This window comes from Mycobacterium sp. SMC-4 (assembly GCF_050205565.1).
Classification (GTDB): domain Bacteria; phylum Actinomycetota; class Actinomycetes; order Mycobacteriales; family Mycobacteriaceae; genus Mycobacterium.
The window spans coordinates 29,649-52,300 of record NZ_JBNMQU010000004.1; the positions used below are offsets into that span (position 1 = coordinate 29,649).

Consider the following 22,652-nt stretch of genomic DNA (forward strand, 5'->3'; position numbering starts at 1 on the left):
TCTAACGCATCTGGCCCGCCCCCACATACGGGTACGGCGTGACCAGCGGTTCACCGTCGGCGAACCGGGTCAGCCGGAAGTCCGACGCGGGAATCCGCGGATCCCGGCTGTACCCGTCGATGACCAGGTCGGCGACCAGCCGACCGACTGCCGGGGCGATCTTGAAGCCATGGCCGCTGAAGCCGGCGGCCACCACCAGGTTGTCCAGGTGGGTGTGCGAGATCACCGGGTTCCAGTCGGGCGTGACGTCGTAGCAGCCGGCGTAGCTGCTCGAGATCGACGCCTCCGCGAAGCCGGGGAACCGGGTGCCGACCTTGTCCACGGTCAGGTCGATGAACGCGTCGTCGGCCCGATTGAGGTAGTCGTCCGGATCGGCCTCGTCGATGGCGCCGTAACTCGGCAGGTCGCTGTTGCCGAACAGGATCTCCCCTCCGACCTCGGGTCGCACGTACTGCAGTGCCACGAGGTCGGAGAACACCGGCAGACGCCCGACTGCCGCCTCGTCGATGCCCGGGTCGATCATCACGATCTGCTCGCGCACGACCCGGATCGGTACGTCGACGCCGTACGGCGCCAGGAACGGTCGCGACCACGCCCCGGTCGCGACCACCACGGTGCCTGCGCTGATCTCGGTGCCGTCGGCCAGCCGCACCCCGGTGACGCGGTCTCCGTCCACCTGCAGTCCGGCGACCGCGGTGCCCTGGCGCACCCTGGCGCCCGCGGCACGCGCGGATATCGAGAACGCCTGCGCGGTCTGATACGCATCGCCGTAACCGCCGCGCGCCTCCCAGCCGAACGCGGCGAACGGGGTCAGATCGGCGTACGGCCACAGCGCCGCCACTTCGGACTTGTCCATCTCCTCGGTGTCGACCCCCACGGCACGTTGGGCGGCAAGGCTTTTGCGTAGTGCGTCGACGTTGGGTTCGCCGACGCCGACGACGTACCCGGTCTGGCGGAAACCGATGTCGGTGCCGAAGATGTCGTCGGCGGCTTCGAAGACCTCCAACCCGACAGCGGCCATCGCGGCCAGCGAGCTGACCCCGTAGTGGCAGCGCACGATGCCGCTGGACTTGCCGGTCATGCCGGAGCCGACGGTGTTGCGTTCGGCGACGACGACGTCGGTGACACCACGCTCGGCCAGCGCCCAGGCCGCCGCGCACCCTTCGAGCCCGCCACCGACGATGACGACGTCAGCGGTGCTGCTCACAGTCCGGCCCCCGGAATCCAGTTGGTGCCGGCCAGCGGCACCCGCGCCATCGCGGCGGCCTCGATGCTGACCGCGACCAGGTCGTCGGGTTCGAGGTGGCACACGTGCGACTTGCCGCAGGCGCGCGCGATGGTCTGCGCCTCCATGGTGAGCACCCGCAGGTAGTTGGCCAGTCGCCGCCCACCTTCGACCGGGTCGAAGCGGGCGGCCAGCTCGGGATCCTGGGTGCTGATACCTGCCGGATCGCGACCGTCCTGGAAGTCGTCGAAGAAACCGGCTGCGCTGCCGAGCTTTTCGTATTCGGCGGCGTGACGGGGATGGTTGTCACCGAGCGCGATCAGCGCCGCGGTGCCGATGGCGACCGCGTCGGCGCCCAGCGCCAGCGCCTTGGCGACATCCGCGCCGTTGCGGATCCCGCCGGACACGATGAGCTGCACTCCTTTCCTTCCCGTCGCTCCGCTCCTATGCACCCCGAGCTCTTGGAGAGCCTGCACCGCCTGCGGGATCGCAGCCAGGGTCGGAATGCCGACGTGCTCGATGAACACCTCCTGGGTGGCGGCGGTGCCGCCCTGCATGCCGTCGACCACCACCACGTCGGCGCCGGCGTGCACCGCGAGCTTGACGTCGTAATAGGTGCGGGTGGCGCCGACCTTGACGTAGATCGGCTTCTCCCAGTCGGTGATCTCGCGAAGTTCGTTGATCTTGATGGTCAGGTCGTCGGGCCCGGTCCAGTCCGGGTGCCGGCACGCACTGCGCTGGTCGATGCCCTCCGGCAGGGTACGCATCGCCGCAACCCGCTCGGAGATCTTCTGCCCCAACAGCATTCCGCCGCCACCGGGTTTGGCGCCTTGTCCGAGCACGACCTCGATCGCATCGGCCTTGCGCAGGTCGTCGGGGTTCATGCCGTAGCGCGACGGCAGGTACTGGTACACCAGGTACTTGCTTTGCCCGCGTTCCTCCGGCGTCATCCCACCGTCGCCGGTGGTCGTCGACGTCCCGGCTTCGCTGGCCCCGCGGCCGAGCGCCTCCTTGGCCGGCCCGGACAGCGCGCCGAAGCTCATTCCCGCGATGGTCACCGGGATCTCCAGGTGCAGCGGATGTTTGGCGAACCGGTCGCCGAGCACCACATCGGTGGCGCAGCGTTCGCGGTAACCCTCCAGGGGGTATCGCGACATCGACGCGCCCAGGAACAGCAGATCGTCGAAATGCGGCAGCGGGCGCTTGGCGCCCCAGCCGCGAATGTCGTAGATCCCGGTGTCGGCGGCACGCTGGATCGCCGCGATCGTGGCACGGTCGAAGGTGGCTGACTCACGGAGCCCCAGACGGGCCCGGTCATCGCTGGTGTAGGTCATCAGTAGGCACTCGCATTGTCGACGTGGAAGTGATAGAGGGTGCGGGCTGACCCGTAGCGGGTGTAGGAGCGGGTGTCGTCTCCCTCGAATCCGGCGTTCTTGAGCAGCAATTCGAGCTCACGGTGGTGCTCTTCACGCATCGGTTTGGCGACGCAGTCCGCGCCGAGCGAGGCGACGTCGCCGCGCACGTACAGGCGGGCCTCGTATATCGAGTCACCGAGGGCCTCACCGGCGTCCCCGCGGATCACCAGCCGGCCGGCCTGGGCCATGAAGGCGCTCATGTGGCCGACGTTGCCGCCCACCACGATGTCGACGCCCTTCATCGAGATGCCGCAGCGTGCCGCGGCGTCGCCTTCGATCACCAGCAGGCCGCCGTGCGCGGTCGCGCCGGCGGACTGCGAGGCGTTGCCTTTGACCCACACCGAACCGCTCATCATGTTCTCGGCGACGCCGGTGCCGGCGTTGCCGTCGATGACGACCTCGGCGTGCTGGTTCATGCCGGCGGCGTAGTAGCCGACGTGCCCGTCGACGGTGACCCGCACCGGTGCGTTGAGCCCGACGGCGACATTGTGTGCGCCGGCCGGGTTCGCGATGACGAAGTCACCCTGCAGATCCGGGGCGTGCAGTGCGGTGTTGACGTCGCGTAACAAGGTTTCGCGGAGGTCGAAGCGGGTGGGCTTCTTCAACGCGTCCATGCGTACACCACCTCGGGCTCGGGTTCCCAGATGCGGGCTTTCTCGACACCGGGCAAGCCGGCCAGCGCGCGGTACTCGCTGCCCATCGCGACCCAGTCGTCGGTCTCGGCGATCACGGCCGGTTTACAGGCGATCGCGTCGCGCACCACCGCGAAGGAGTCGCGATTGGACACCAGCAGGGTGTAGAACCCGTCGAAGGTCGCGCACAGCTGTTTGAGCGCCGTCTCCACGTCGCGGCCGTCGGCGAGCTGTGCGGCGATGAACCGGGCGCCTACCTCCGTGTCGTTCTCGCTGTCGAAAACCACACCCGCGGCGCGCAATTCACGGCGGATGGTCGCGTGGTTGGCGAACGAGCCGTTGTGCACCATGCACTGGCCTTCCCCGACCGCGTAGGGGTGGCAGCCCGCAGGAGTCACCGCGGACTCGGTGGCCATGCGGGTGTGTCCCACGCCCTGCCAGCCCTGCGCCCCGGCCAAACCCCAACGGTCGGTCAGTGCGCGGGGATGGCCGACGCCCTTGAGGACCGCGAGGTCGGCGCCGAAGCCACCGATGAGTGCGTCCGGGTACGTCGCCCGCACCGCGGCCAGCAGGGTTTCCGACTCGACGTCCGCCGAAAGCAGGTAGCTGCCGTCGACGGTGACGGCGTCGACGCCGCTGCCCAGCGCCTCCGACAGTGCCGGGATCACCGATCCGCCGGTATCGGCGGGCTCGGCGAGGTCGATCACCGACACGCACCCGCGGCCCGGCGGGGACCATGTCGGATCGCCGTAGACGGCGACGCCGGCCGAGTCGCTGCCCCGATCACCCATCTCGCAGAGCATTCCCGTGAGAAGTTCCCCGAGCTGCGGATAGAGGTCGGGGCTCCGCAGGTGTAACCCGACGATCCCGCACATGTGTTGATTCCCTTCGGTTTCGGTGTATCTGAAGTCGGTCAGAACGCGGTCAGGTAGTGGTCGATCTCCCACGGGCTGACGCTGCTGTGGTAGGCGAAGAACTCGTCGCGCTTGACCTTCGCGAAGTACTCGGCCACTCCGTCACCGGCGGTGTCGAGCACTCCGGTGACCAGCGGATCCTCTTCGAACGCCTCGATCGCGTGCAGCAGGGTGAGCGGCAGCGTGCGGGCGCTGACCCCGCCACCGACCGCGCCCGGGTCGGTGCTGCGCTTGATGCCGTCCAGGCCGGCGCCCAGGGTCGCCGCGATCGCCAGATACGGGTTGGCGGCGCCGTCACCGCCGCGCAGTTCGATACGGTCGCTGTCGGGCACCCGGATGTAGTGGGTGCGGTCATTGCCGCCGTAAGTCGGCAGCCGGGGTGCCCACGATGCGCCGGAGGCGGTCGATGTCGCGCCGGTGCGCTTGTAGGAGTTGACCGTCGGTGCGATGACCGCTTGCAGCGCGCACGCGTGCTCGAGGATTCCGCCGATGAAACCATAAGCGGCGGCAGACAATCCGAGGCCGCGCTCGTCGGGAACATCGCCGGGGAACACCGGCGTGCCGCCACTGGTCAACGACAGGTGCAGGTGCAGTCCGCTTCCGGTCTTGTCGGAGAACGGTTTCGGCATGAAGGTGGCGACCATGCCTCGCTCGGCGGCGATCATCGACAGCAGGTAGCGCAGCGTGACGACGCGGTCGGCGGTGGTCAACGCGTCGGCGAACTTGAAGTTCTGCTCGAACTGACCGTTGCCGTCCTCGTGGTCGTTGGCGTAGTTGGACCAGCCCAGTTGGTTCATCGCGGTGGACACCGCGGTGAGGTGGTCATACATCCGCGTCACCCCCCGCGCGTCGTAGCACGGTTGGGCGGCGGTGTCGGCCGCGTCGGCCACCACCACACTGCCGTCGCCGTTGCGGCGCAACAGGAAATACTCGACCTCGGCACCGATCCACGGTTCGTAGCCGGCGTCGCTGCAGCGCTGGATCAACGACTTGAGGATGACGCGCGGAGCGTACGGCCACGGCGCGCCGCTGACGTGCGGGTCGCAGTGCACGATCGCCAGGCCGTCTTTGAGGAACGGCACGGGGGTGAACGACTCCGGATCGGGCATCGCCATCAGATCGGGATCCTTGGGCTCCTGACCCATGGCGCCGACCGCATAGCCGGCGAAACCGACTCCCTCGGTGGCCAACTGATCCACCGCTTCAACGGGAACCAGCTTGGCGCAGGGCTTTCCACGAAGATCGACGAACAACGCCAGGATGAACTTCGTCCCGGACTCCTCGGCGAGGCTAGCGAGGTCACGAGGCATGGACAACCACCTTCAGGTCTCTTGGTGTGAATCAACGTATCACTGCATGAAACAGCGCGCATGTCGAAACGGCCGGCGCCGGCCCGAACGGGACCAGCACCGGCCGTGGCAACCGGTCAGGCCGGTTGCATGTCGTACGACGACTCCCGGTGGAACTTGGCATCGATGCCCTGTTCCTCTTCATCCGGCGAGATACGTATGCCGATCGTCTTTTTCAGTACGAACGCGATGACGAACGCGATCGCGAACGAGTACGCCATCACCGCGCCCGCCGCGACGGCCTGCCGCCACAGCTGGTCGAAGCCGCCGCCGTAGAACAGACCGTTGATGCCGTTGGGCATGCCTTCACTGGCGAAGAAGCCGACCAGCAGGGTGCCCACGACGCCGCCGACGAGGTGCACGCCGACCACGTCGAGCGTGTCGTCATATCCGAAGCGGGACTTCAGCGCGACCGCGTAGACGCACACCGCGCCGGCGATGGCACCGACGAGGATCGCGCCCACCGGTGTGACCGCGCCGCACGCCGGGGTGATGGCGACCAGACCCGAGATCGCGCCCGAGGCGGCACCCACGCCGGTGACATGACCGTCGCGGAACTTCTCGACCGCCAGCCAGGCCAACACCGCCGCACAGGTCGCCGCGAACGTCGTGACCATCACGATCGCTGCCGAATTACCTGCGGCCAGAGCGGATCCGCCGTTGAACGCATACCAGCCGGCCCACAGCAGCCCGGCGCCGAGCAGGGTCAACGGCACGTTGTGCGGCTTACGCAACTGGCCGAAGAGCGCGGACTTGCCGAGCACGATGGCGACCGCCAGTGCCGCGGCACCGGAGTTGATGTGCACGGCGGTGCCGCCGGCGAAGTCAGCGGCACCCAGGGTGTTGGCGATCCAGCCGCCCACGGAGTCCTCGGTGACCACACCGTCGAACGCGAACACCCAGTGCGCGACGGGGAAGTACACCAGCACCGCCCACAGCGCGGCGAACGTCATCCACGCACCGAACTTCATCCGGTCGGCCACCGCGCCGGAGATCAGCGCGACGGTGATCGCGGCGAACAGCGCCTGGAAGACCGCGAACAAACTGATCGGTAATCCGTCGACCGTGGTCATCGGCTCGAGCAGATCGGTCATGCCGAGGAACTCGGTGACGTCGCCGACGAAGCCCCCGTACGAGGTCCCGAACACCATCGAGAACCCGAACAGAACCCACAGCACGCCGACAAGCGCGACGGCGCCGAACGTCATCATCATCATGTTCGTCGAGCTCTTGACCGACACCATGCCGCCGTAGAACAGCGCGAGGCCGGGAATCATCAGCGTCAGGCCGATGACACAACAGAGTATGAACGCCGTCGTCCCTGTATCCATAGAATCTCCTGCAGTGTGCGGCTCCACGGACGAGCCGTTCACTGACAGTTACCGCCGTTTCTGTTACAGAGGCGGTCCTGCTTTGTTGCGGACCGGTAAATCGTCAGGCGTCGCCGAGCGGCCAGTTCAGCACGATGTCGCTCAACGGCAGCCGCTCGCGCGGGCGGCGGTCCCGCTCGGCCATCTCCGGCGCGACGGCGTCGTAGTCGCCCAGACGACCCACCGCCACGACCACCAACGGCCGTAGTTCACCCAGTTCCAGGTCGCGGTGCAGCGCGACGGGATCGAAGCCCGCCATCGGATGCACGGCAAGCCCCCGCGCCACCGCTTCGATCGACAGGTTCGCCATCGCGGCGCCGACGTCGACGGCGCTGTAGAGCGCGGTGCGTTCGTCCTCGCCCTCGTCGACGCACAACACGATCAGTGCGCTCGCCGCCCGCGCGTAGCTGTTGCCGCGGCGCAGCGTCGCAGCGATGGTGACGAAGGTCTCGTCGCCGCGCCGGCCGACCAGGAACCGCACCGGCTGCCGCCCGCCCCAGGTCGCGGCCCACCGCGCGGCCTCCAGCAGTGCCAGCAGGTCAGTGCGCTCCAGCGTCGCGTCCGGATCGAACGCCCGCGGACTCCACCGCGCAGCGATCGGCGGATGAATGCCGACCTCGGTGTGCGCCCGACGGCCAGACGGGTCCTCAACCACCTGCCGCACGCTACCGGCGGAAGAAACCACTCGCGTCCAACCTCTATCCTTTATGGGATCTCCAAAGCTTCCGGAAGGGTCGTGCAGTGGCGCTCGTGGTGCAGAAGTACGGCGGATCCTCGGTGTCCGACGCCGAACGTATCCGCCGCGTGGCCGAGCGAATCGTCGAAACGAAGAAGGCCGGCCACGACGTCGTCGTCGTCGTCTCGGCGATGGGCGACACCACCGATGAACTCCTCGACCTGGCCAAACAGGTCAGCCCGGCACCCCCGGCCCGCGAACTCGACATGCTGCTGACCGCCGGCGAGCGGATCTCCAACGCACTGGTCGCCATGGCCATCGAGTCGCTCGGCGCCCAAGCCCGCTCGTTCACGGGATCCCAAGCCGGCGTCGTGACCACCGGCATCCACGGCAACGCCAAGATCATCGACGTCACCCCCACGCGTCTGCGCGCCGCACTCGACGAGGGCCAGATCGTTCTGGTCGCCGGCTTCCAGGGCGTCAGCCAGGACACCAAAGACGTCACCACGCTGGGCCGGGGCGGCTCGGACACCACCGCCGTCGCGGTCGCCGCGGCGCTGGGCGCCGACGTGTGCGAGATCTACACCGACGTCGACGGCGTCTACACAGCCGACCCGCGCATCGTCCCCAACGCCCACAAGCTCGACACCGTCTCGTTCGAAGAGATGCTCGAGATGGCCGCGGCCGGCGCCAAGGTGCTCATGCTGCGCTGCGTCGAATACGCCCGCCGCTTCAACCTGCCCATCCACGTCCGGTCGTCGTACTCCGACAAGCCCGGAACGCTCGTCACAGGATCGATGGAGGACATCCCCATGGAAGACGCCATCCTCACCGGAGTCGCCCACGACCGCGGCGAGGCGAAGGTCACGGTGGTCGGCCTGCCCGACGTGCCCGGCTACGCCGCGCGCGTGTTCCGCGCGCTCGCCGAAGCCGACGTCAACATCGACATGGTGCTGCAGAACATCTCGAAGATCGAGGACGGCAAGACCGACATCACCTTCACCTGCTCGCGCGAAAGCGGACCGGGCGCGGTAGAGAAGCTCGTCTCGCTGCAGGACGAGATCGGCTTCACCCGGGTGCTCTACGACGACCTGATCGGCAAGGTGTCGCTGATCGGCGCCGGCATGCGGTCGCATCCGGGCGTCACGGCGACGTTCTGTGAGGCCCTGGCCAAGGCGGGCATCAACATCGACCTCATCTCGACTTCCGAGATCCGGATCTCGGTGCTGATCAAGGACACCGAACTCGACCGCGCGGTCGCCGCGCTGCACGAGGCGTTCGGTCTCGGTGGCGAGGAAGAAGCCGTCGTCTACGCCGGAACGGGGCGCTGACATGGGACTGTCCGTAGGTGTGGTGGGGGCGACCGGCCAGGTCGGCCAGGTCATGCGAACCCTGTTGGAACAGCGCAACTTTCCCGCCGACGAGGTCCGATTCTTCGCGTCGGCGCGCTCGGCCGGCAAGAAGCTGGAATTCCGCGGACAGGAAATCGAGGTCGAGGACTCCGAGACTGCCGATCCGTCCGGACTCGACATCGCCCTGTTCTCGGCCGGGGCGACGATGTCGCGGGTGCAGGCGCCCCGCTTCGCCGCCGCCGGCGCCGTGGTGGTGGACAACTCCTCGGCGTGGCGCAAAGATCCCGACGTTCCGCTGGTGGTGTCGGAGGTCAACTTCGAACGCGACGTCGCGCCGCGCGTGCGCTCGCTGCCCAAGGGCATCATCGCCAACCCGAACTGCACCACCATGGCTGCGATGCCGGTGCTCAAGCCGTTGCACGACGAAGCAGGGCTGACCCGCATGATCGCCTCGACCTATCAGGCCGTGTCGGGCAGCGGGCTGGCCGGCGTGGAAGAGCTCTTCGGTCAGGCCAGTGCGGTCGTCTCCGACAGCCGCGACCTGGTGCACGACGGACGCGCCGTGGACTTCCCGGCTCCGGACAAGTACGTCGCGCCGATCGCGTTCAACGTGGTTCCGCTGGCCGGGTCGCTGGTCGACGACGGCTCCGGTGAGACCGACGAGGATCAGAAGCTGCGCAACGAGAGCCGCAAGATCCTGGGTATCCCGGAACTCGCGGTGTCCGGCACCTGCGTGCGCGTCCCGGTCTACACCGGGCATTCGCTGTCGCTGAATGTCGAGTTCACCCAGCCCATTTCGGTGCAGCGCGCCACCGAGATCCTGGCCGCGGCACCGGGCGTGACGCTGGTCGACGTACCGACACCCCTGGCCGCCGCCGGCGCCGACGAGTCGCTGGTGGGACGCATCCGGCAGGACCCGGGGGTGCCCGACGGTCGGGGCCTCGCGTTGTTCGTATCCAGCGACAACCTGCGAAAGGGTGCGGCGCTCAACACCATTCAGATCGCCGAGCTGTTGGCCGCAAGCCTCTGAAACCTTGCGCCGAGACAGCATCCCGCGCGGCATCCTGGCGGTGCTCTGTGTGTGGAGTGCAATGGCGGCGGGGCCCGTGGCGGGGGCGACACCGGTCCAGGTTCCGCCGCTGCTGCCCGGGCAGGTGCTGCGCTTGGCGCCGGCGGCGGGAACCGGGACCGCGACAGCGGATTACGGTATCGGCGCGACGGATCTGTGCGAGTTCATGGAGTTCCCCAGCGGGACCCTGCAGGTGTGCGGAGACAGCTTCGCCGGCCAGGGCGTGGGATTCGGCGGCTGGTTCTCGCCGATCGCGCTGCACGTGGTCGGCGAGTCACTCGACGAGGGTGAGGTGCGCTACGACGGCGTCACCGGCGTCTTCGATCCTCTGCTGGCCGACCCGGCACCGCCCGGGGCTTCGCAGCTGCCCGCCGGCGTCATCGAGATCAACCGCGAGAACTACCTGATGGTGACCACCACCCGGGAACTCCGTCCGCAGAGCTCCCGGCTGGTGAAAGCCGTTGCGGGCCAGACCCGTTGGGCGACCGTGCCCGGATCGCTGCGCGAGGCGGGGTTCGCCGGCGGCGCCCAGTCGCAGATCAGCGGCTACTACGACCCGATCCCGACGGCCGAATCAGCGCGCGGATGGGTCTACATCCTGGCCAACAACTTCGACCGCAGCGGGCCGGTGTCGCTGTATCGCGCCACCCCTGACGAGTTCACCGACCGCGCCGCCTGGCAGGGCTGGACCGGCACCGACTGGGGCGGGCCGGCTGCGCCGCTGTGGCCCGACCGGATCGGCGAGATCAGCGTCCGCCAGATCGACGGCGCCGCGGTGCTGTCCTACTTCAACGCCACCACCGGCAACATGGAGATCCGGGTCGCCAAGAACCCGACCCAGCTGGGCGTCGCGCCGGTGACGACCGTCGTCGTCGCCGCCCCGTGGCCCGAGCAGGCGGAGATCCTGCCGCCGCCGCAGGACAACCGGCTGGCCCAACCGTACGGCGGGTACATCTCGCCGCGCTCCACTCTGGACGACGTCCGCGTGTTCGTCAGCCAGTGGAACACCACACCGCGCGGCGGGAGCCCGTACCGGGTCATCCAGTACGCGGTGAACCCGTTCAAGCCGTGGTGAGCGTTCGCTGCACGGGTTGCCCGAGGCACGCGTTGCCCCAGCGGCCCCACCTATCCACGATTTGCAGGGAAAGTACGAGTGCGGCTCTGCAAAACGTAGATACGTGAGACCTGTGGGACTCGAGCGACCTTTGGCATGATCGAGAAGATGAGCATCGATGTCGTCTACACCGCAGAGTCCACCGCCACCGGAGGCGGCCGCGACGGCCACGTGAAATCGGCCGACGGCAAGATCGACCTCGACACCCGCCCGCCCAAGGAGATGGGCGGCAGTGGGGAAGGGGTCAACCCCGAACTGCTGTTCTCGGCCGGCTACGCCGCGTGCTTCCTCGGGGCGCTGCGGCTGGTCGCCAAGAACGAGAAGGTCACGCTCGACGAGGCCAGCGGGATCACGGCCAAGGTCGGCATCGGCAAGGGTGACGACGGCGGTTTCGGGCTGACCGTCGAACTGACCGGCTACCTGCCCGGTCTCGAGCAGAGCGCCGCCGACGACCTGATGGAGAAGGCGCACGGCGTCTGCCCGTACTCCAAGGCCACGCGCGGCAACATCGACGTCTCCCTGCGCGCGAAGGTCTGACGTGCGGGCTGCACTCGCCGCTGCCGCCACGCTCGGCGTCGCCGCGGCGCTGCTGTCGGCTGCCCCGGCCGCGGCGCGCCCGTCGGACCCCGGCGTGGTGAATTACGCGGTGCTGCCGAAAGGTTCGGTGGGCAACATCGTCGGCGCGCGGATGGGCTTCGAGTCCACGTTCGCGCGTCCGTTCCAGGCGTTCTGGGTCGACAACCCGGTGTGCAACAACTGGGCCGACATCGGCCTGCCCGAGGTGTACAACGACCCAGACCTCGCCGCGTTCAACGGCGCGGTCGCCCAGACCTCGCCGACGGACACGACGCACCTGGTCAAACAGGCGGTCGGGGTGTTCGCCACCACCGAGGCCGCCGACCGCGCGTACCGCCGCGTCGTCGACCGCACCACCGGCTGCGCAGGACAGACCACCGGAATGCACCTGGACAACTTCACCACCCAGGTGTGGACCTTCACGGGCGCTCCGGCCGGCGCCGCCGACGCCGACTGGGTGAAGCGGGAAGCAAACACCGACCGACGCTGCTTCGTCACCACCCGCAAACGCGAGAACGTGCTGTTACAAGCGAAGGTGTGCCAGCCCGGCAACGGCGGCCCGGCGGTCAACGTGTTGGCCGGAGCGATGCAGAACACCCTCGGACAGTGAACCGTCATCCGCAGGTGATGAATTAAAGCCTTCGACCTTGTCGGTCCCTTCGCCCAAGATGGAAGCCACGCATCGATCGACCCCGGAAGGGGGCGGCTGCCCATGGCCCGCACCACCACCCGCGCAGGAATCGAATACGAGAGTCTGAACAGCGCTGACGCGGCGATCGCGCACATCGTCGACCGATGCCTGACCGACGGCCCGGTCGGTCGCGTGGGGCTCGAACTGGAAGCCCACTGTTACGACATCGCCGATCCGGCACGTCGACCCAGCTGGACCAGGCTGACCGCGGTGATCGCCGAACTGCCGGTCCTGCCCGGCGGCAGCATCGTCACCGTCGAACCGGGCGGCGCGGTAGAACTGTCCGGCCCTCCGCTGCCCGACCCGGTGGCCGCGGTCGCGGCCATGGCGACCGACCGCGCGGTGCTGCGCGGCTGCTTCGCCGAAGCAGGGCTGGGTCTGGTCTTGCTCGGCGCCGACCCGCTGCGCCCCGCGGGACGGGTCAACCCCGGAGCGCGTTACCAGGCGATGGAGACGTTCTTCCGCGCCAGCGGTACCGGCACGGCCGGTGCTGCGATGATGACCGCGACGGCCTCCCTGCAGGTCAACGTCGAGGCCGGTCCACACGCGCAGTGGGCACAGCGAGTGCGGCTCACCCATGCGCTGGGCCCCACGTTGATCGCCATCGCCGCCAACTCCCCGGCGCTGCACGGCGAGGTCACCGGCTGGCAGTCGTCGCGCCAACGCGTGTGGAGCCAGCTGGACGTGGCCCGTTGCGGGCCCATCCTCGGCTCGGGTGACGATCCCGCCGACGACTGGGCGCACTACGCGCTGCGGGCACCGCTGATGCTGGTGCACGCCCCCGGACCGGAGCCGGTGCGCGACTTTGTGTCCTTCGCCGACTGGGCCGACCGGCGCGTGCTGCTCGCCGGGCGTCGACCCACGATCGCCGACCTCGATTACCACCTGACGACGCTGTTCCCGCCGGTGCGGCCCCGCGGCTTCCTCGAGATCCGCTACCTCGACAGCGTGCCGGACGCGCTGTGGCCCGCCCTTGCGTTCCTGACCACCACACTGCTCGACGACCCCGTCGCGGCGGACATCGCCGCCGAGGCCACCGAACCGGTCGCCACCGCCTGGGACCGGGCCGCCCAGGTCGGCCTCGCAGACCCGGCCCTGCACCGGGCCGCGCGCCGATGCGTCGACGCCGCCGCCCAGCGGGCCCCCGCCGCCCTGCAGGAATCGATGGAGCTGTTGACACGTTCGGTCCATCAGGGACGCTGCCCGGCCGACGACTTCACCGACCAGGTCGCCGCCCACGGCATCACCGCCGTGGTCGGCCGACTGGCACGAGGGGAACTGTGACCACACGCGAAACGCTCGCCGACGAACTCGCCCGCGCCCGCGACCGCACGCTCGGCCTGGTCGACTTCGACGACGCCGAGGTGCGCCGCCAGTACGACCCGCTGATGAGTCCGCTGGTGTGGGACCTCGCGCACATCGGGCAGCAGGAGGAGTTCTGGTTGCTGCGCGGCGGAGACCCGAACCGTCCCGGCCTGCTGACGCCGCAGATCGATTCGCTCTACGACGCTTTCGTGCATTCGCGGGCTGCGCGCGTCGACCTGCCGTTGCTGCCGCCGGCCGATGCGCGCGGCTACTGCGCGACCGTGCGGGGCAAGGTGCTCGACGTCCTGGACACCTTGCCTGACGACCACCCCGACCTGTTCACCTACGGCCTGGTGGTCAGTCACGAGAATCAGCACGACGAGACGATGTTGCAGGCGCTGAACCTGCGGGCCGGTGCGCCTCTGCTCGACCGCGGCGCACCGCTACCGGCGGGACGCCCCGGCGTCGCCGGGACGTCGGTGCTGGTGCCCGGTGGCCCGTTCGTGCTCGGGGTGGACGCCGCCGACGAGCCGTTCGCGCTGGACAACGAACGCCCCGCGCACGTCGTCGACATTCCCACGTTCCGGATCGGCCGGGTTCCGGTCACCAACGGTGAGTGGCGCCAGTTCGTCGACGACGGCGGCTACCACCAGCGCCGCTGGTGGTCCGCCGACGGGTGGGCACACCGGGAAGCGGCCGGGCTGACCGCTCCGATGTTCTGGAACCCCGACGGCACCCGCACCCGATTCGGACACGTCGAGGACATCCCCGCCGACGAACCCGTCCAGCACATCACGTTCTTCGAAGCCGAGGCCTATGCCGCATGGGCCGGTGCCCGGCTGCCCACCGAAGCGGAATGGGAGAAAGCCTGCGCGTGGGATCCGGCCACCGGGACCCGGCGCCGATACCCCTGGGGCGCAACACAACCCGATGACACGCTGGCCAACCTCGGCGGTCAGGCGCGCCGCCCCGCGCCGGTGGGCGCCTACCCGGACGGCGCATCGGCCTACGGGGTCGAACAGATGCTGGGCGACGTCTGGGAGTGGACCACGTCGCGGCTGCGGCCGTGGCCGGGGTTCGCCCCGATGATCTACCAGCGCTACTCGCAGCCGTTCTTCCACGGAGAGGGCAGCGGCGACTACCGGGTCCTGCGCGGGGGCTCCTGGGCTGTCGCGGCGGACATCCTGCGGCCCAGCTTCCGCAACTGGGATCACCCGATCCGCCGGCAGATCTTCTCGGGGGTGCGGCTCGCGTGGGATGAAGGCGATGAGCCGCTTGCGCGAAGAGCAGATGAGCATGTGTAGGCACCTGGGATGGTTGGGCGCGCCGGTGTCGGTGGCGTCGCTGACGCTCGATCCGCCGTCGGGGTTGCTCGTGCAGTCGTATGCGCCGCGCCGACAGAAACACGGCCTGATGAACGCCGACGGATGGGGCGTCGGCTTCTTCGACGGCGACACACCCCGCCGGTGGCGCAGCGCGGCACCGCTGTGGACCGATGCGTCGTTCGCATCGGTGGCCCCCGCCCTGACCAGCCGGTGCGTGGTGGCCGCGGTCCGCTCGGCCAGCGTCGGGATGCCGATCGAGCCGACGGCGTCGGCGCCGTTCACCGACGGCCGGTGGCTGCTGTCGCACAACGGCCTCGTCGACCGCGCCGTGCTGCCGCTGTCACGGCACACCGAATCCACCAACGACAGTGCGCTGCTGGCTGCACTGATCTTCGAGCGCGGCATCGACGCGCTGGGCGAAACTGTCGCGGCGGTGGCCGCCGACGACCCCAACGCCCGACTGAACATCCTCGCCGGCAACGGATCTCGCCTGGTTGCCACCACCTGCGGAGACACCCTGTCGGTGCTGCGCCGCGACGACGGGATCGTGCTGGCCAGCGAGCCCTACGACGACGACCCGGCGTGGCAGGAAATTCCCGACCGCCACCTCGTCGACGTGGTCGGTGCGCGCGTGACGATGACCCCGCTGAAAGGACTGTGATGGGTTCCCCCACTTCGACGCTCACCAACCACCTGGCCGCCGACGCCGCCGCCACGGCGTTGCGTCGTGACGTGCGCGCCGGTCTGGCGGCACAACCGAAATCGCTGCCGCCCAAGTGGTTCTACGACGACGTCGGCAGCGATCTGTTCGACCAGATCACCCGGCTGCCCGAGTACTACCCGACCCGCGCCGAAGCGCAGATCCTGCGTACCCACGCCGGCGACATCGCCGCCGCGTGCGCCGCCGACACCCTTGTCGAACTCGGCAGCGGCACCTCGGAGAAGACGCGGATGCTGCTCGACGCGCTGCGTGACCGCGGTTCGCTGCGCCGATTCATCCCGTTCGACGTCGATGCCGGCATCCTGCAGTCTGCATCGGAGGCCATCGAGCGGGAGTATCCCGGAATCGAGATCGCCGCGGTGTGCGGGGATTTCGAACAGCACCTCAGCGAGATCCCGGCGCATGGGCGTCGGCTGATCGCGTTCCTCGGTTCGACCATAGGCAACCTGACCGCAGGCCCGCGCGCCGACTTCCTGGCCGCCGTCGCCGATCTCATGGGCCCCGGCGATGCGTTCCTGCTCGGCACCGACCTGGTCAAGGACACCGAGCGGTTGGTGCGGGCCTATGACGACACCGCCGGAGTGACCGCGCGATTCAACCGCAACGTGCTCGCGGTGATCAACCGCCAACTGGGTGCGGACTTCGACCTCGACGCGTTCGACCATGTCGCGAAGTGGAACGACGCCGAGGAGCGTATCGAGATGTGGTTGAAGTCGGCTCGGGCGCAGCAGGTGCGCATCGATGCACTCGACATGGACGTGAAGTTCGACGCCGGCGAGGAAATGCTGACCGAGGTGTCGTGCAAGTTCCGGAAATCCGGCGTCGATGCGGAACTGTCGGCCGCGGGGCTGCGTCGCACCCACTGGTGGACCGACGACGCCGGCGACTTCGCGCTGTCGCTGTCGGTGAAATGACACTCGCACAGCAGTGGCGGGCCGCGCGCCCGCCGGTCGCCGGGGTGCACGTCGACAATGCCGCCTGTTCGCGCCAGAGTCGGGCGGCCATCGACGCGGCCGCGCACCACGCCCGCCACGAAGCCGAGGTCGGTGGCTACGTCGCGGCCGAGGCCGCCACACCAGCCCTCGACGCGGGCCGCGCCGCGGTGCGGGCGCTGACCACGATGCCCGACGCAGACGTCTTCTTCACCACCGGCTCCGGCCACGCCCTCGACGTGCTGCTGAGCACCTGGACGGGCGAACGCCGACTGGCCTGTCTACCCGGCGAATTCGGCCCCAACCTGGCGACCATGGCCCGGCACGGATTCGACATCGACGTCCTGCCGGTCGACGCCGACGGTCGGCTGGACAGCGATGCCGCGGGTCGAGCACTGGCCGCGCGCCCACCGGCGCTGGTGCACCTCACGATGCTGGGAAGCCACCGCGGCACGGTGCAGCCGGTCCGCAAGATCGGCGCGGCGTGCCGCGATCTCGGTCTCCCGCTGTTCGTCGACGCCGCACAGGGATTCGGGCATCTCGACTGCACCGCGATCGGTGCCGACGCGCTCTACACATCCTCGCGCAAATGGACCGCCGGACCGCGCGGCGTGGGACTGCTGGCCACCCGCCCCGGTCTGCTGTCCGAGAGCGAGCAACTGCGGCTGCGGCACGCCGAGGCGAACGTCGGTCTGCACGTCGCTCTCTGCGTCGCGCTGGGGGAGGTGCTGGCGTTCGGTCCGGATGCGGTCCAGACCCGCTTGCGGGAGGTCGGCGCGATGACCCGGACCGCGCTCGCCGAGGTGGCGGGCTGGCGGGTTTGTGAGACCGTGGGCGAACCCAGCGCCATCACCACGCTGCTGCCGCCCGACGGTGTCGATCCGATGGTGGTCCGTGCCCAGCTGATCGCCGACCACTCGATTGTGACCACCTACCTGGGCATCGAGCGTGCGCCCCGTGAAATGACCCGGCCGGCGCTGCGGATCTCACCGCACGTCGACGTCACCGACACCGACCTGGCCACCGTCGCCGCCGCGCTGGACACCGTCACCCGCGCAGCGCGGCGCTGAACTCGGTGCAGAACCAGTCCACATCGGCCATCGAGAACACCAGCGGCGGACGCACTTTCAACACGTGACCGTCAGCACCGCACACCGAGATCAACACGCGACGGTCGCGCATCGCATTGACCAGATCACGCGCACCGGCCCGGTCCGGGGCGCCGCTGTCGCGGTCGCGCACCACTTCCACACCCACATACAGGCCGGTGCCACGCACCTCGCCGATCCTCGGGTGCTCGGCGCACAGCCGGGTCAGCTCGTCACGCAGCACCCCGCCGATGCGCGCGGCATGGGTCATCAGCTGCTCGTCCTCGATGACGTCGAGCACCGCGGCAGCCGCGGCCATCGACACGGGGTTGCCGCCGAAGGTGTTGAAATAGGGGACTGCCCGGGCGAATTCGGCCAGTACCTCGCGGCGCGCGGCCATGGCCGCCACCGGAAGACCGTTGGCCATCGGCTTGCCCATGGTCACCAGGTCGGGTGTCACCCCGTGGCGGCGGAAACCCCACATCGCATCCCCGGTGCGGCCGAAGCCGGGCTGCACCTCGTCGGCGATGAACAGCCCACCGGCTGCGCGCACCGCCGCGACCGCCGGCGCCAGCACCGACGGGTCGGGGTAGATGCCGTCGGAGGAGAAGATCGTGTCGGCGATCAGCGCGCTGACCCCCAGACCGGCGGCCTGCAGATCCGCGATCGCGGTCTGCACGTCGGAGGTGAACTTCGCCGCCACGTCGCGGCGCGAGCGGTAGCTGTCGGGCGCCGGAACCGTACGCACATGCGCACCGACGGCCGCCGCACCGCCCAGCGACGGCGAAATCTCCGTGACCGCAGCGGTATTGCCGTGATACGCATCGCGGGTCACGATGATCCCACGCTTGCCGGTGTACCGGTGGGCCACCCGTAACGCCAGGTCGTTGGCTTCGGACCCGGTGCACGCGTACATCACCTGATCAAGTCCGACCGTGGCGAGCAAGCGCTCGGAGTACTCCACGATGCTCTCGTGCAAATACCGCGTGTGGGTGTTCAATGTCTCGGCCTGACGGGCCATCGCGGCAACCACGTGCGGATGGCAGTGCCCGACGCTGACCACGTTGTTGTACGCGTCGAGGTAACGCAGCCCGTCCGCGTCGAACATGTGGCTGCCACGACCGCGGACCAGATGCACCGGCCGCTCGTAGAACAACCGGTACGCCGGGCCCAGCAGGCGAGTGCGCGCCTCGATGTGCCGCTCGATGCCAGGGTCGGTCGACACACCCCCGTCGTAGCTGTTGGAATCCATGATGTTGGAAAAACCCATGGGTCAGCGTTCGTGTGCTTCGTCGAGGACCGTCCGGCCCAGGTCGGCATAACGCTGCGGATCCCTGTACTTCAGGAAGAGCGCCCACAGCACACCGCCGACGCCCACCACACCGACCACGAACGGGATCGCCGAGAACACCCAGTCCGACGCGGCGGCACCGGCCGCGAACGACGCGTTCTTCGCCAGCAGATAGATCACGTACGACATGCCCAGCCCGCCCAGCAGCGGGGCCAGGAACGTCTTGAACCAGTGCGCCGTCTCGGGATGCCGCTTCTGCACGTGGAAGTACGAGATCACCGAGAACGCCGCGAGCGCCTGCACGATCATGATCGCCGTGGTACCCAGCAGTGCCATCAGGCCGTAGAGACCGGTGTAGGGGTCCCGTCCGGTCAGATCGAAGAACAGCACGACCGCGGCGGCGAAGCCGGTCTGCACGAAGCCGGCGATGTGTGGCGAGCCGTGCACCGGGTGGGTGGCGCCGATGGTCCTGCGCATGCCGGGAATGACGTTCTCCCGCCCGATCGCGTACAGGTAGCGGGCCGCACAGTTGTGGAACGCCATACCGCAGGCGAACGACCCCGACATCAGCAGGATCTTGAACAGGTCGACCGCCCACTGGCCGATATTGGCCTGCACCGGACCGAAGAAGATGTCGCCTGCCGTGGCCGAATCCTGCGCCAGCGCAACGGCATTCTGCGGTCCGGTCCCGACGATCGCCAACCACGAGATCAGCACGTAGAACGTGCCGATACCGATCACCGAGCTGATCACCGCGATCGGGATGATCTTCTTCGGGTTTCGCGACTCCTCGCCGTACATCGCGCTGGACTCGAATCCGACCCACGACCAGAACGCGAAGAACAGACCGACACCGGCCGAGCCGGCCACGGTGATCATGCTGCCGTCGACACCGGCCACCTCACCGGAGAGGCTCTGAAAACCGTTGACCGGGTTCAACGATCCCAGCGCCCACCCCTGCGGGCCGCCACCGGCGAAGATGACCGAGACCGCCATCATCGACAGCATGACGATCTCGGTGATCAGGAACACCGCCAGGACCTTGGCCGCCAGGTTGATGTCGAAATAGGTGAGCACGGCGTTCACGGCGAGCATCAGCACCGCGAAGACGATCCACGGCACGTCGAGGCCGAAGAACGAATTGAACAGGTCGGTGCCGAAGAACGAGAAGATACCGATCAACGATGCTTCGAAGACCATGTACGCCAACGCGGTCAGGAATCCTGCGCCGAGACCCACCACGCGCCCCAGCCCGTGCGAGATGTAGCCGTAGAAGGCGCCGGTCGCGGTGATGTGCTTGCTCATCGCGGCATAGCCGATGGCGAACAACGTCAGCACGATCGTGGCGACGAAATAGCCCGCGGGAGCGTAGACACCGTTGCCGAAGCCGACCGCGATGGGCACGTTGCCGACCATCGCCGTGATCGGGGCGGCGGTGGCCACCGCCATGAACAGCACGCCGACGAGTCCGACGGCGTTGGGCTTGAGGCGTTGGATGCCGTCCGACGATGGCCGGGCCGATGCCGGCGGATCGATGATGTCGCTCATGAGGGGTCCTAATCTGTCCCGAGTGGGGGAATCCGGCCGGTATTTGGTCTGGCCGTACCGTGTCGACGACGACGATGTGGTGCGACACCGGCCATTCCTACCGCCCGCCGTGGCCCTCGGCAACTCGAAAAAGCGCAGTACAGAGTGTGTTTCGTTACGTTCTTGTTTCGCGCGGACCCGTTTCGCTACGGCTCGGTTAAACGCGTCTTTTTGGTCTGCCGTCCCGCGCGGATTGGCCCACACTCAACCCATGCCCGGACTGCCTGCCGACCATGAGCTGTTCGCACGGTCCGCGCTGCGCTGTTACGGCCGTGACCCCCAGACCCCGCTGCGGCTGCTGAGCTTGTCGGAAAACGCCACCTACCTGGCCGAGGGAAACGGGGATCACCAGCCGCTGGTGCTGCGCGTCCACCGTCCCGGCTACCACAGCCTCGACGGCATCCGGTCGGAGCTGGACTGGATGGCAGCCCTGCGCAGCGAAACACGCGTCCGCACACCGGAAATGGTGCCGGCAGAGGACGGCCGTCCGGTGGTCACCGCGAATGTCGGTGAGCGTGAACTGCATGTCGATGCGGTCACCTTCATCCCCGGCTGTACCGCCGAAGACGCACCGGTCGCAGTCGGATTCGCCGACCTGGGCGAACTCACCGCACTGATGCACGAGCACAGCCTGCACTGGCAGCGGCCCGCGGGATTCACGCGGTTCCGCTGGGGACTCGACGACATCCTCGGCGCCGATGCCCGCTGGGGTGACTGGCGCGTAGCCCCCTCACTGACCACCGCGGACCGCGTGTCCATCGAGGCGGCGGCCGACGAGATCACTGCCCGGCTGATCGACTTCGGCACCGACGCAGACCGATTCGGCCTGGTGCATGCCGACCTGCGGCTGGCTAACCTGATGATCGACCCTGCCAACCAGGATGCCGGAATCACCGTGATCGACTTCGACGACTGCGGATGGTCCTGGCATCTGGTGGATCTGAGCTCGGTGCTGTCCTGGATCGAAGACAGCCCGGCGGTTCCGGACATCATCGCGGACTGGCTGCGGGGCTATCACCGTGTCCGCACCCTGCCTGATGCGCACCTTGGGCTGATCCCGACCTTCGTGATGCTGCGCCGCATCCAACTGACCGCGTGGATCGCCTCGCATTCCGATGCCGACGCCGCAATCGCCGTCGGCGCCGAGTACGCGCGCGGTACCGCCGCGTTGGCGCAGCGCTACCTGAACGACCCGACGTGGCTGCGCGACGCCGTCTGCGCGCCGACCCGATAGGAGAGACATGTTCGACCTGCAAGACCGAACCGTGCTGGTGACCGGCGGCAGTAAAGGGATCGGGCGCGGCATCGCCTCGGTGTTCGCCCGCGCCGGCGCGCACGTGGCCGTTGCGGCCCGCACGGCAACCGATCTCGACGCCTGCGTCGCCGCGCTCAACGAGCTCGGGCCGGGCAGGGTCGTGGGCGTGGTCGCCGACGTCAGTGACCGCGCGGCGTGTGACACGATGGCCGCGACCGTGCTCGACGCCTTCGGCGGCCTGGACGTGTTGTGCGCCAACGCCGGGATCTTCCCCGACGCGCCGTTGGCGACCATGACGGCCGAACAACTGAACGAGATCTTCGCCGTGAACGTCAACGGCACCTTCTTCGCCGTGCAGTCCTGCCTCGACGCCCTGATCGCCTCGGGCCGCGGCCGGGTCATCCTGACCTCGTCGATCACCGGACCCATCACCGGCTTTCCCGGCTGGTCACACTACGGCGCCACCAAGGCCGCACAGCTGGGCTTCATGCGGACCGCCGCAATCGAATTGGCGCCGCACAAGGTGACGGTCAACGCGATCCTGCCCGGGAACATCATGAGCGAGGGCATGGTCGAGATGGGGCAGGACTACATCAACGGCATGGCGCGGTCGATCCCGGCCGGTGCGCTCGGTGAGCCCGAGGACATCGGCCACCTGGCCGCGTTCCTGGCCACCCTCGAGGCCGGTTACATCACCGGGCAGGCGATCGCCGTCGACGGCGGTCAGGTGTTGCCGGAGTCGCTCGACGCCGTTGCGGGGTGATT

The 22,652-nt window shown here is 68.6% G+C and carries 21 protein-coding genes; 12 read left to right on the forward strand and 9 right to left on the reverse strand.

Annotated elements, in window-relative coordinates:
- Window position 1: 1 nt before the first annotated feature.
- The 7 genes from ACQI46_RS08900 to ACQI46_RS08930 all read right to left on the reverse strand — a co-directional run bounded on the left by ACQI46_RS08900 (window position 2) and on the right by ACQI46_RS08930 (window position 7,560).
- Window positions 2-1,207, reverse strand: coding sequence for an NAD(P)/FAD-dependent oxidoreductase (locus ACQI46_RS08900; RefSeq protein ID WP_427093625.1), 1,206 nt, complete (start codon window positions 1,205-1,207; stop codon window positions 2-4).
- A complete protein-coding gene (locus tag ACQI46_RS08905; RefSeq protein ID WP_427093626.1) occupies window positions 1,204-2,559 on the reverse strand; it encodes an FMN-binding glutamate synthase family protein in 1,356 nt (451 codons plus the stop codon). Before ACQI46_RS08905 ends, ACQI46_RS08900 begins: the two co-directional genes overlap by 4 nt.
- A complete protein-coding gene (locus tag ACQI46_RS08910; protein ID WP_427093627.1) occupies window positions 2,559-3,254 on the reverse strand; it encodes a protein glxC in 696 nt (231 codons plus the stop codon). Before ACQI46_RS08910 ends, ACQI46_RS08905 begins: the two co-directional genes overlap by 1 nt.
- Window positions 3,242-4,147 (reverse strand): glutamine amidotransferase, encoded by a 906-nt coding sequence (locus ACQI46_RS08915; protein WP_427093628.1) that lies wholly within the window; start codon window positions 4,145-4,147, stop codon window positions 3,242-3,244. The genes ACQI46_RS08910 and ACQI46_RS08915 overlap by 13 nt, the downstream gene beginning before the upstream one ends.
- A 38-nt stretch (window positions 4,148-4,185) precedes the next feature.
- Entirely contained in the window at window positions 4,186-5,496 is a 1,311-nt protein-coding gene (gene glnT / locus ACQI46_RS08920; RefSeq protein WP_427093629.1) for a type III glutamate--ammonia ligase, read from the reverse strand.
- A gap of 116 nt (window positions 5,497-5,612) precedes the next feature.
- Window positions 5,613-6,866, reverse strand: coding sequence for an ammonium transporter (locus ACQI46_RS08925; RefSeq protein ID WP_427093630.1), 1,254 nt, complete (start codon window positions 6,864-6,866; stop codon window positions 5,613-5,615).
- A gap of 103 nt (window positions 6,867-6,969) precedes the next feature.
- Window positions 6,970-7,560 (reverse strand): nitroreductase family protein, encoded by a 591-nt coding sequence (locus tag ACQI46_RS08930; protein ID WP_427093631.1) that lies wholly within the window; start codon window positions 7,558-7,560, stop codon window positions 6,970-6,972.
- 86 nt (window positions 7,561-7,646) lie between these two features.
- On the opposite strand from ACQI46_RS08930, the gene ACQI46_RS08935 reads away from it, so the two are divergent.
- From ACQI46_RS08935 to egtE, 10 genes are all read left to right on the forward strand, one after another.
- The gene (locus tag ACQI46_RS08935) at window positions 7,647-8,912 is read left to right on the forward strand and encodes an aspartate kinase (protein ID WP_427093632.1); all 1,266 of its coding nucleotides are present in this window, start codon (window positions 7,647-7,649) and stop codon (window positions 8,910-8,912) included.
- A 1-nt stretch (window position 8,913) separates the two neighbouring features.
- Window positions 8,914-9,963: an aspartate-semialdehyde dehydrogenase gene (locus tag ACQI46_RS08940; RefSeq protein WP_427093633.1), complete on the forward strand. Its 1,050-nt coding sequence runs from the start codon at window positions 8,914-8,916 to the stop codon at window positions 9,961-9,963.
- Between the two features lie 61 nt (window positions 9,964-10,024).
- Entirely contained in the window at window positions 10,025-11,077 is a 1,053-nt protein-coding gene (locus tag ACQI46_RS08945; protein ID WP_427093915.1) for a DUF4185 domain-containing protein, read from the forward strand.
- Window positions 11,078-11,224: 147 nt separating this feature from the next.
- Window positions 11,225-11,653: an organic hydroperoxide resistance protein gene (locus ACQI46_RS08950; RefSeq protein ID WP_427093634.1), complete on the forward strand. Its 429-nt coding sequence runs from the start codon at window positions 11,225-11,227 to the stop codon at window positions 11,651-11,653.
- Window position 11,654: 1 nt separating this feature from the next.
- Complete coding sequence (locus tag ACQI46_RS08955) at window positions 11,655-12,302, forward strand: sensor domain-containing protein (protein WP_427093635.1); 648 nt, start codon at window positions 11,655-11,657, stop codon at window positions 12,300-12,302.
- A 102-nt stretch (window positions 12,303-12,404) separates the two neighbouring features.
- Complete coding sequence (egtA, locus tag ACQI46_RS08960; protein ID WP_427093636.1) at window positions 12,405-13,667, forward strand: ergothioneine biosynthesis glutamate--cysteine ligase EgtA; 1,263 nt, start codon at window positions 12,405-12,407, stop codon at window positions 13,665-13,667.
- Window positions 13,664-14,992 carry an ergothioneine biosynthesis protein EgtB gene (gene egtB, locus ACQI46_RS08965; protein WP_427093637.1) on the forward strand — a complete coding sequence of 443 codons (1,329 nt, stop codon included), beginning with the start codon at window positions 13,664-13,666 and terminating at the stop codon, window positions 14,990-14,992. The genes egtA and egtB overlap by 4 nt, the downstream gene beginning before the upstream one ends.
- Entirely contained in the window at window positions 14,985-15,674 is a 690-nt protein-coding gene (gene egtC / locus ACQI46_RS08970) for an ergothioneine biosynthesis protein EgtC (protein WP_427093638.1), read from the forward strand. The genes egtB and egtC overlap by 8 nt, the downstream gene beginning before the upstream one ends.
- Window positions 15,674-16,648 (forward strand): L-histidine N(alpha)-methyltransferase, encoded by a 975-nt coding sequence (egtD, locus tag ACQI46_RS08975; RefSeq protein WP_427093639.1) that lies wholly within the window; start codon window positions 15,674-15,676, stop codon window positions 16,646-16,648. The genes egtC and egtD overlap by 1 nt, the downstream gene beginning before the upstream one ends.
- A complete protein-coding gene (gene egtE, locus ACQI46_RS08980; protein WP_427093640.1) occupies window positions 16,645-17,736 on the forward strand; it encodes an ergothioneine biosynthesis PLP-dependent enzyme EgtE in 1,092 nt (363 codons plus the stop codon). Before egtD ends, egtE begins: the two co-directional genes overlap by 4 nt.
- Here egtE and ACQI46_RS08985 read toward each other — a convergent pair.
- Both ACQI46_RS08985 and ACQI46_RS08990 read right to left on the reverse strand, forming a co-directional pair.
- A complete protein-coding gene (locus tag ACQI46_RS08985; RefSeq protein ID WP_427093641.1) occupies window positions 17,714-19,024 on the reverse strand; it encodes an aspartate aminotransferase family protein in 1,311 nt (436 codons plus the stop codon). The genes egtE and ACQI46_RS08985 overlap by 23 nt on opposite strands.
- Before the next feature lie 3 nt (window positions 19,025-19,027).
- Window positions 19,028-20,593 carry an APC family permease gene (locus ACQI46_RS08990; RefSeq protein ID WP_427093642.1) on the reverse strand — a complete coding sequence of 522 codons (1,566 nt, stop codon included), beginning with the start codon at window positions 20,591-20,593 and terminating at the stop codon, window positions 19,028-19,030.
- Between the two features lie 250 nt (window positions 20,594-20,843).
- On the opposite strand from ACQI46_RS08990, the gene ACQI46_RS08995 reads away from it, so the two are divergent.
- Both ACQI46_RS08995 and fabG read left to right on the forward strand, forming a co-directional pair.
- On the forward strand, window positions 20,844-21,866 hold the full coding sequence (locus ACQI46_RS08995) for a phosphotransferase enzyme family protein (RefSeq protein ID WP_427093643.1): 1,023 nt from the start codon (window positions 20,844-20,846) through the stop codon (window positions 21,864-21,866).
- 7 nt (window positions 21,867-21,873) lie between these two features.
- A complete protein-coding gene (gene fabG, locus ACQI46_RS09000; RefSeq protein WP_427093644.1) occupies window positions 21,874-22,650 on the forward strand; it encodes a 3-oxoacyl-ACP reductase FabG in 777 nt (258 codons plus the stop codon).
- Window positions 22,651-22,652: the final 2 nt, after the last annotated feature.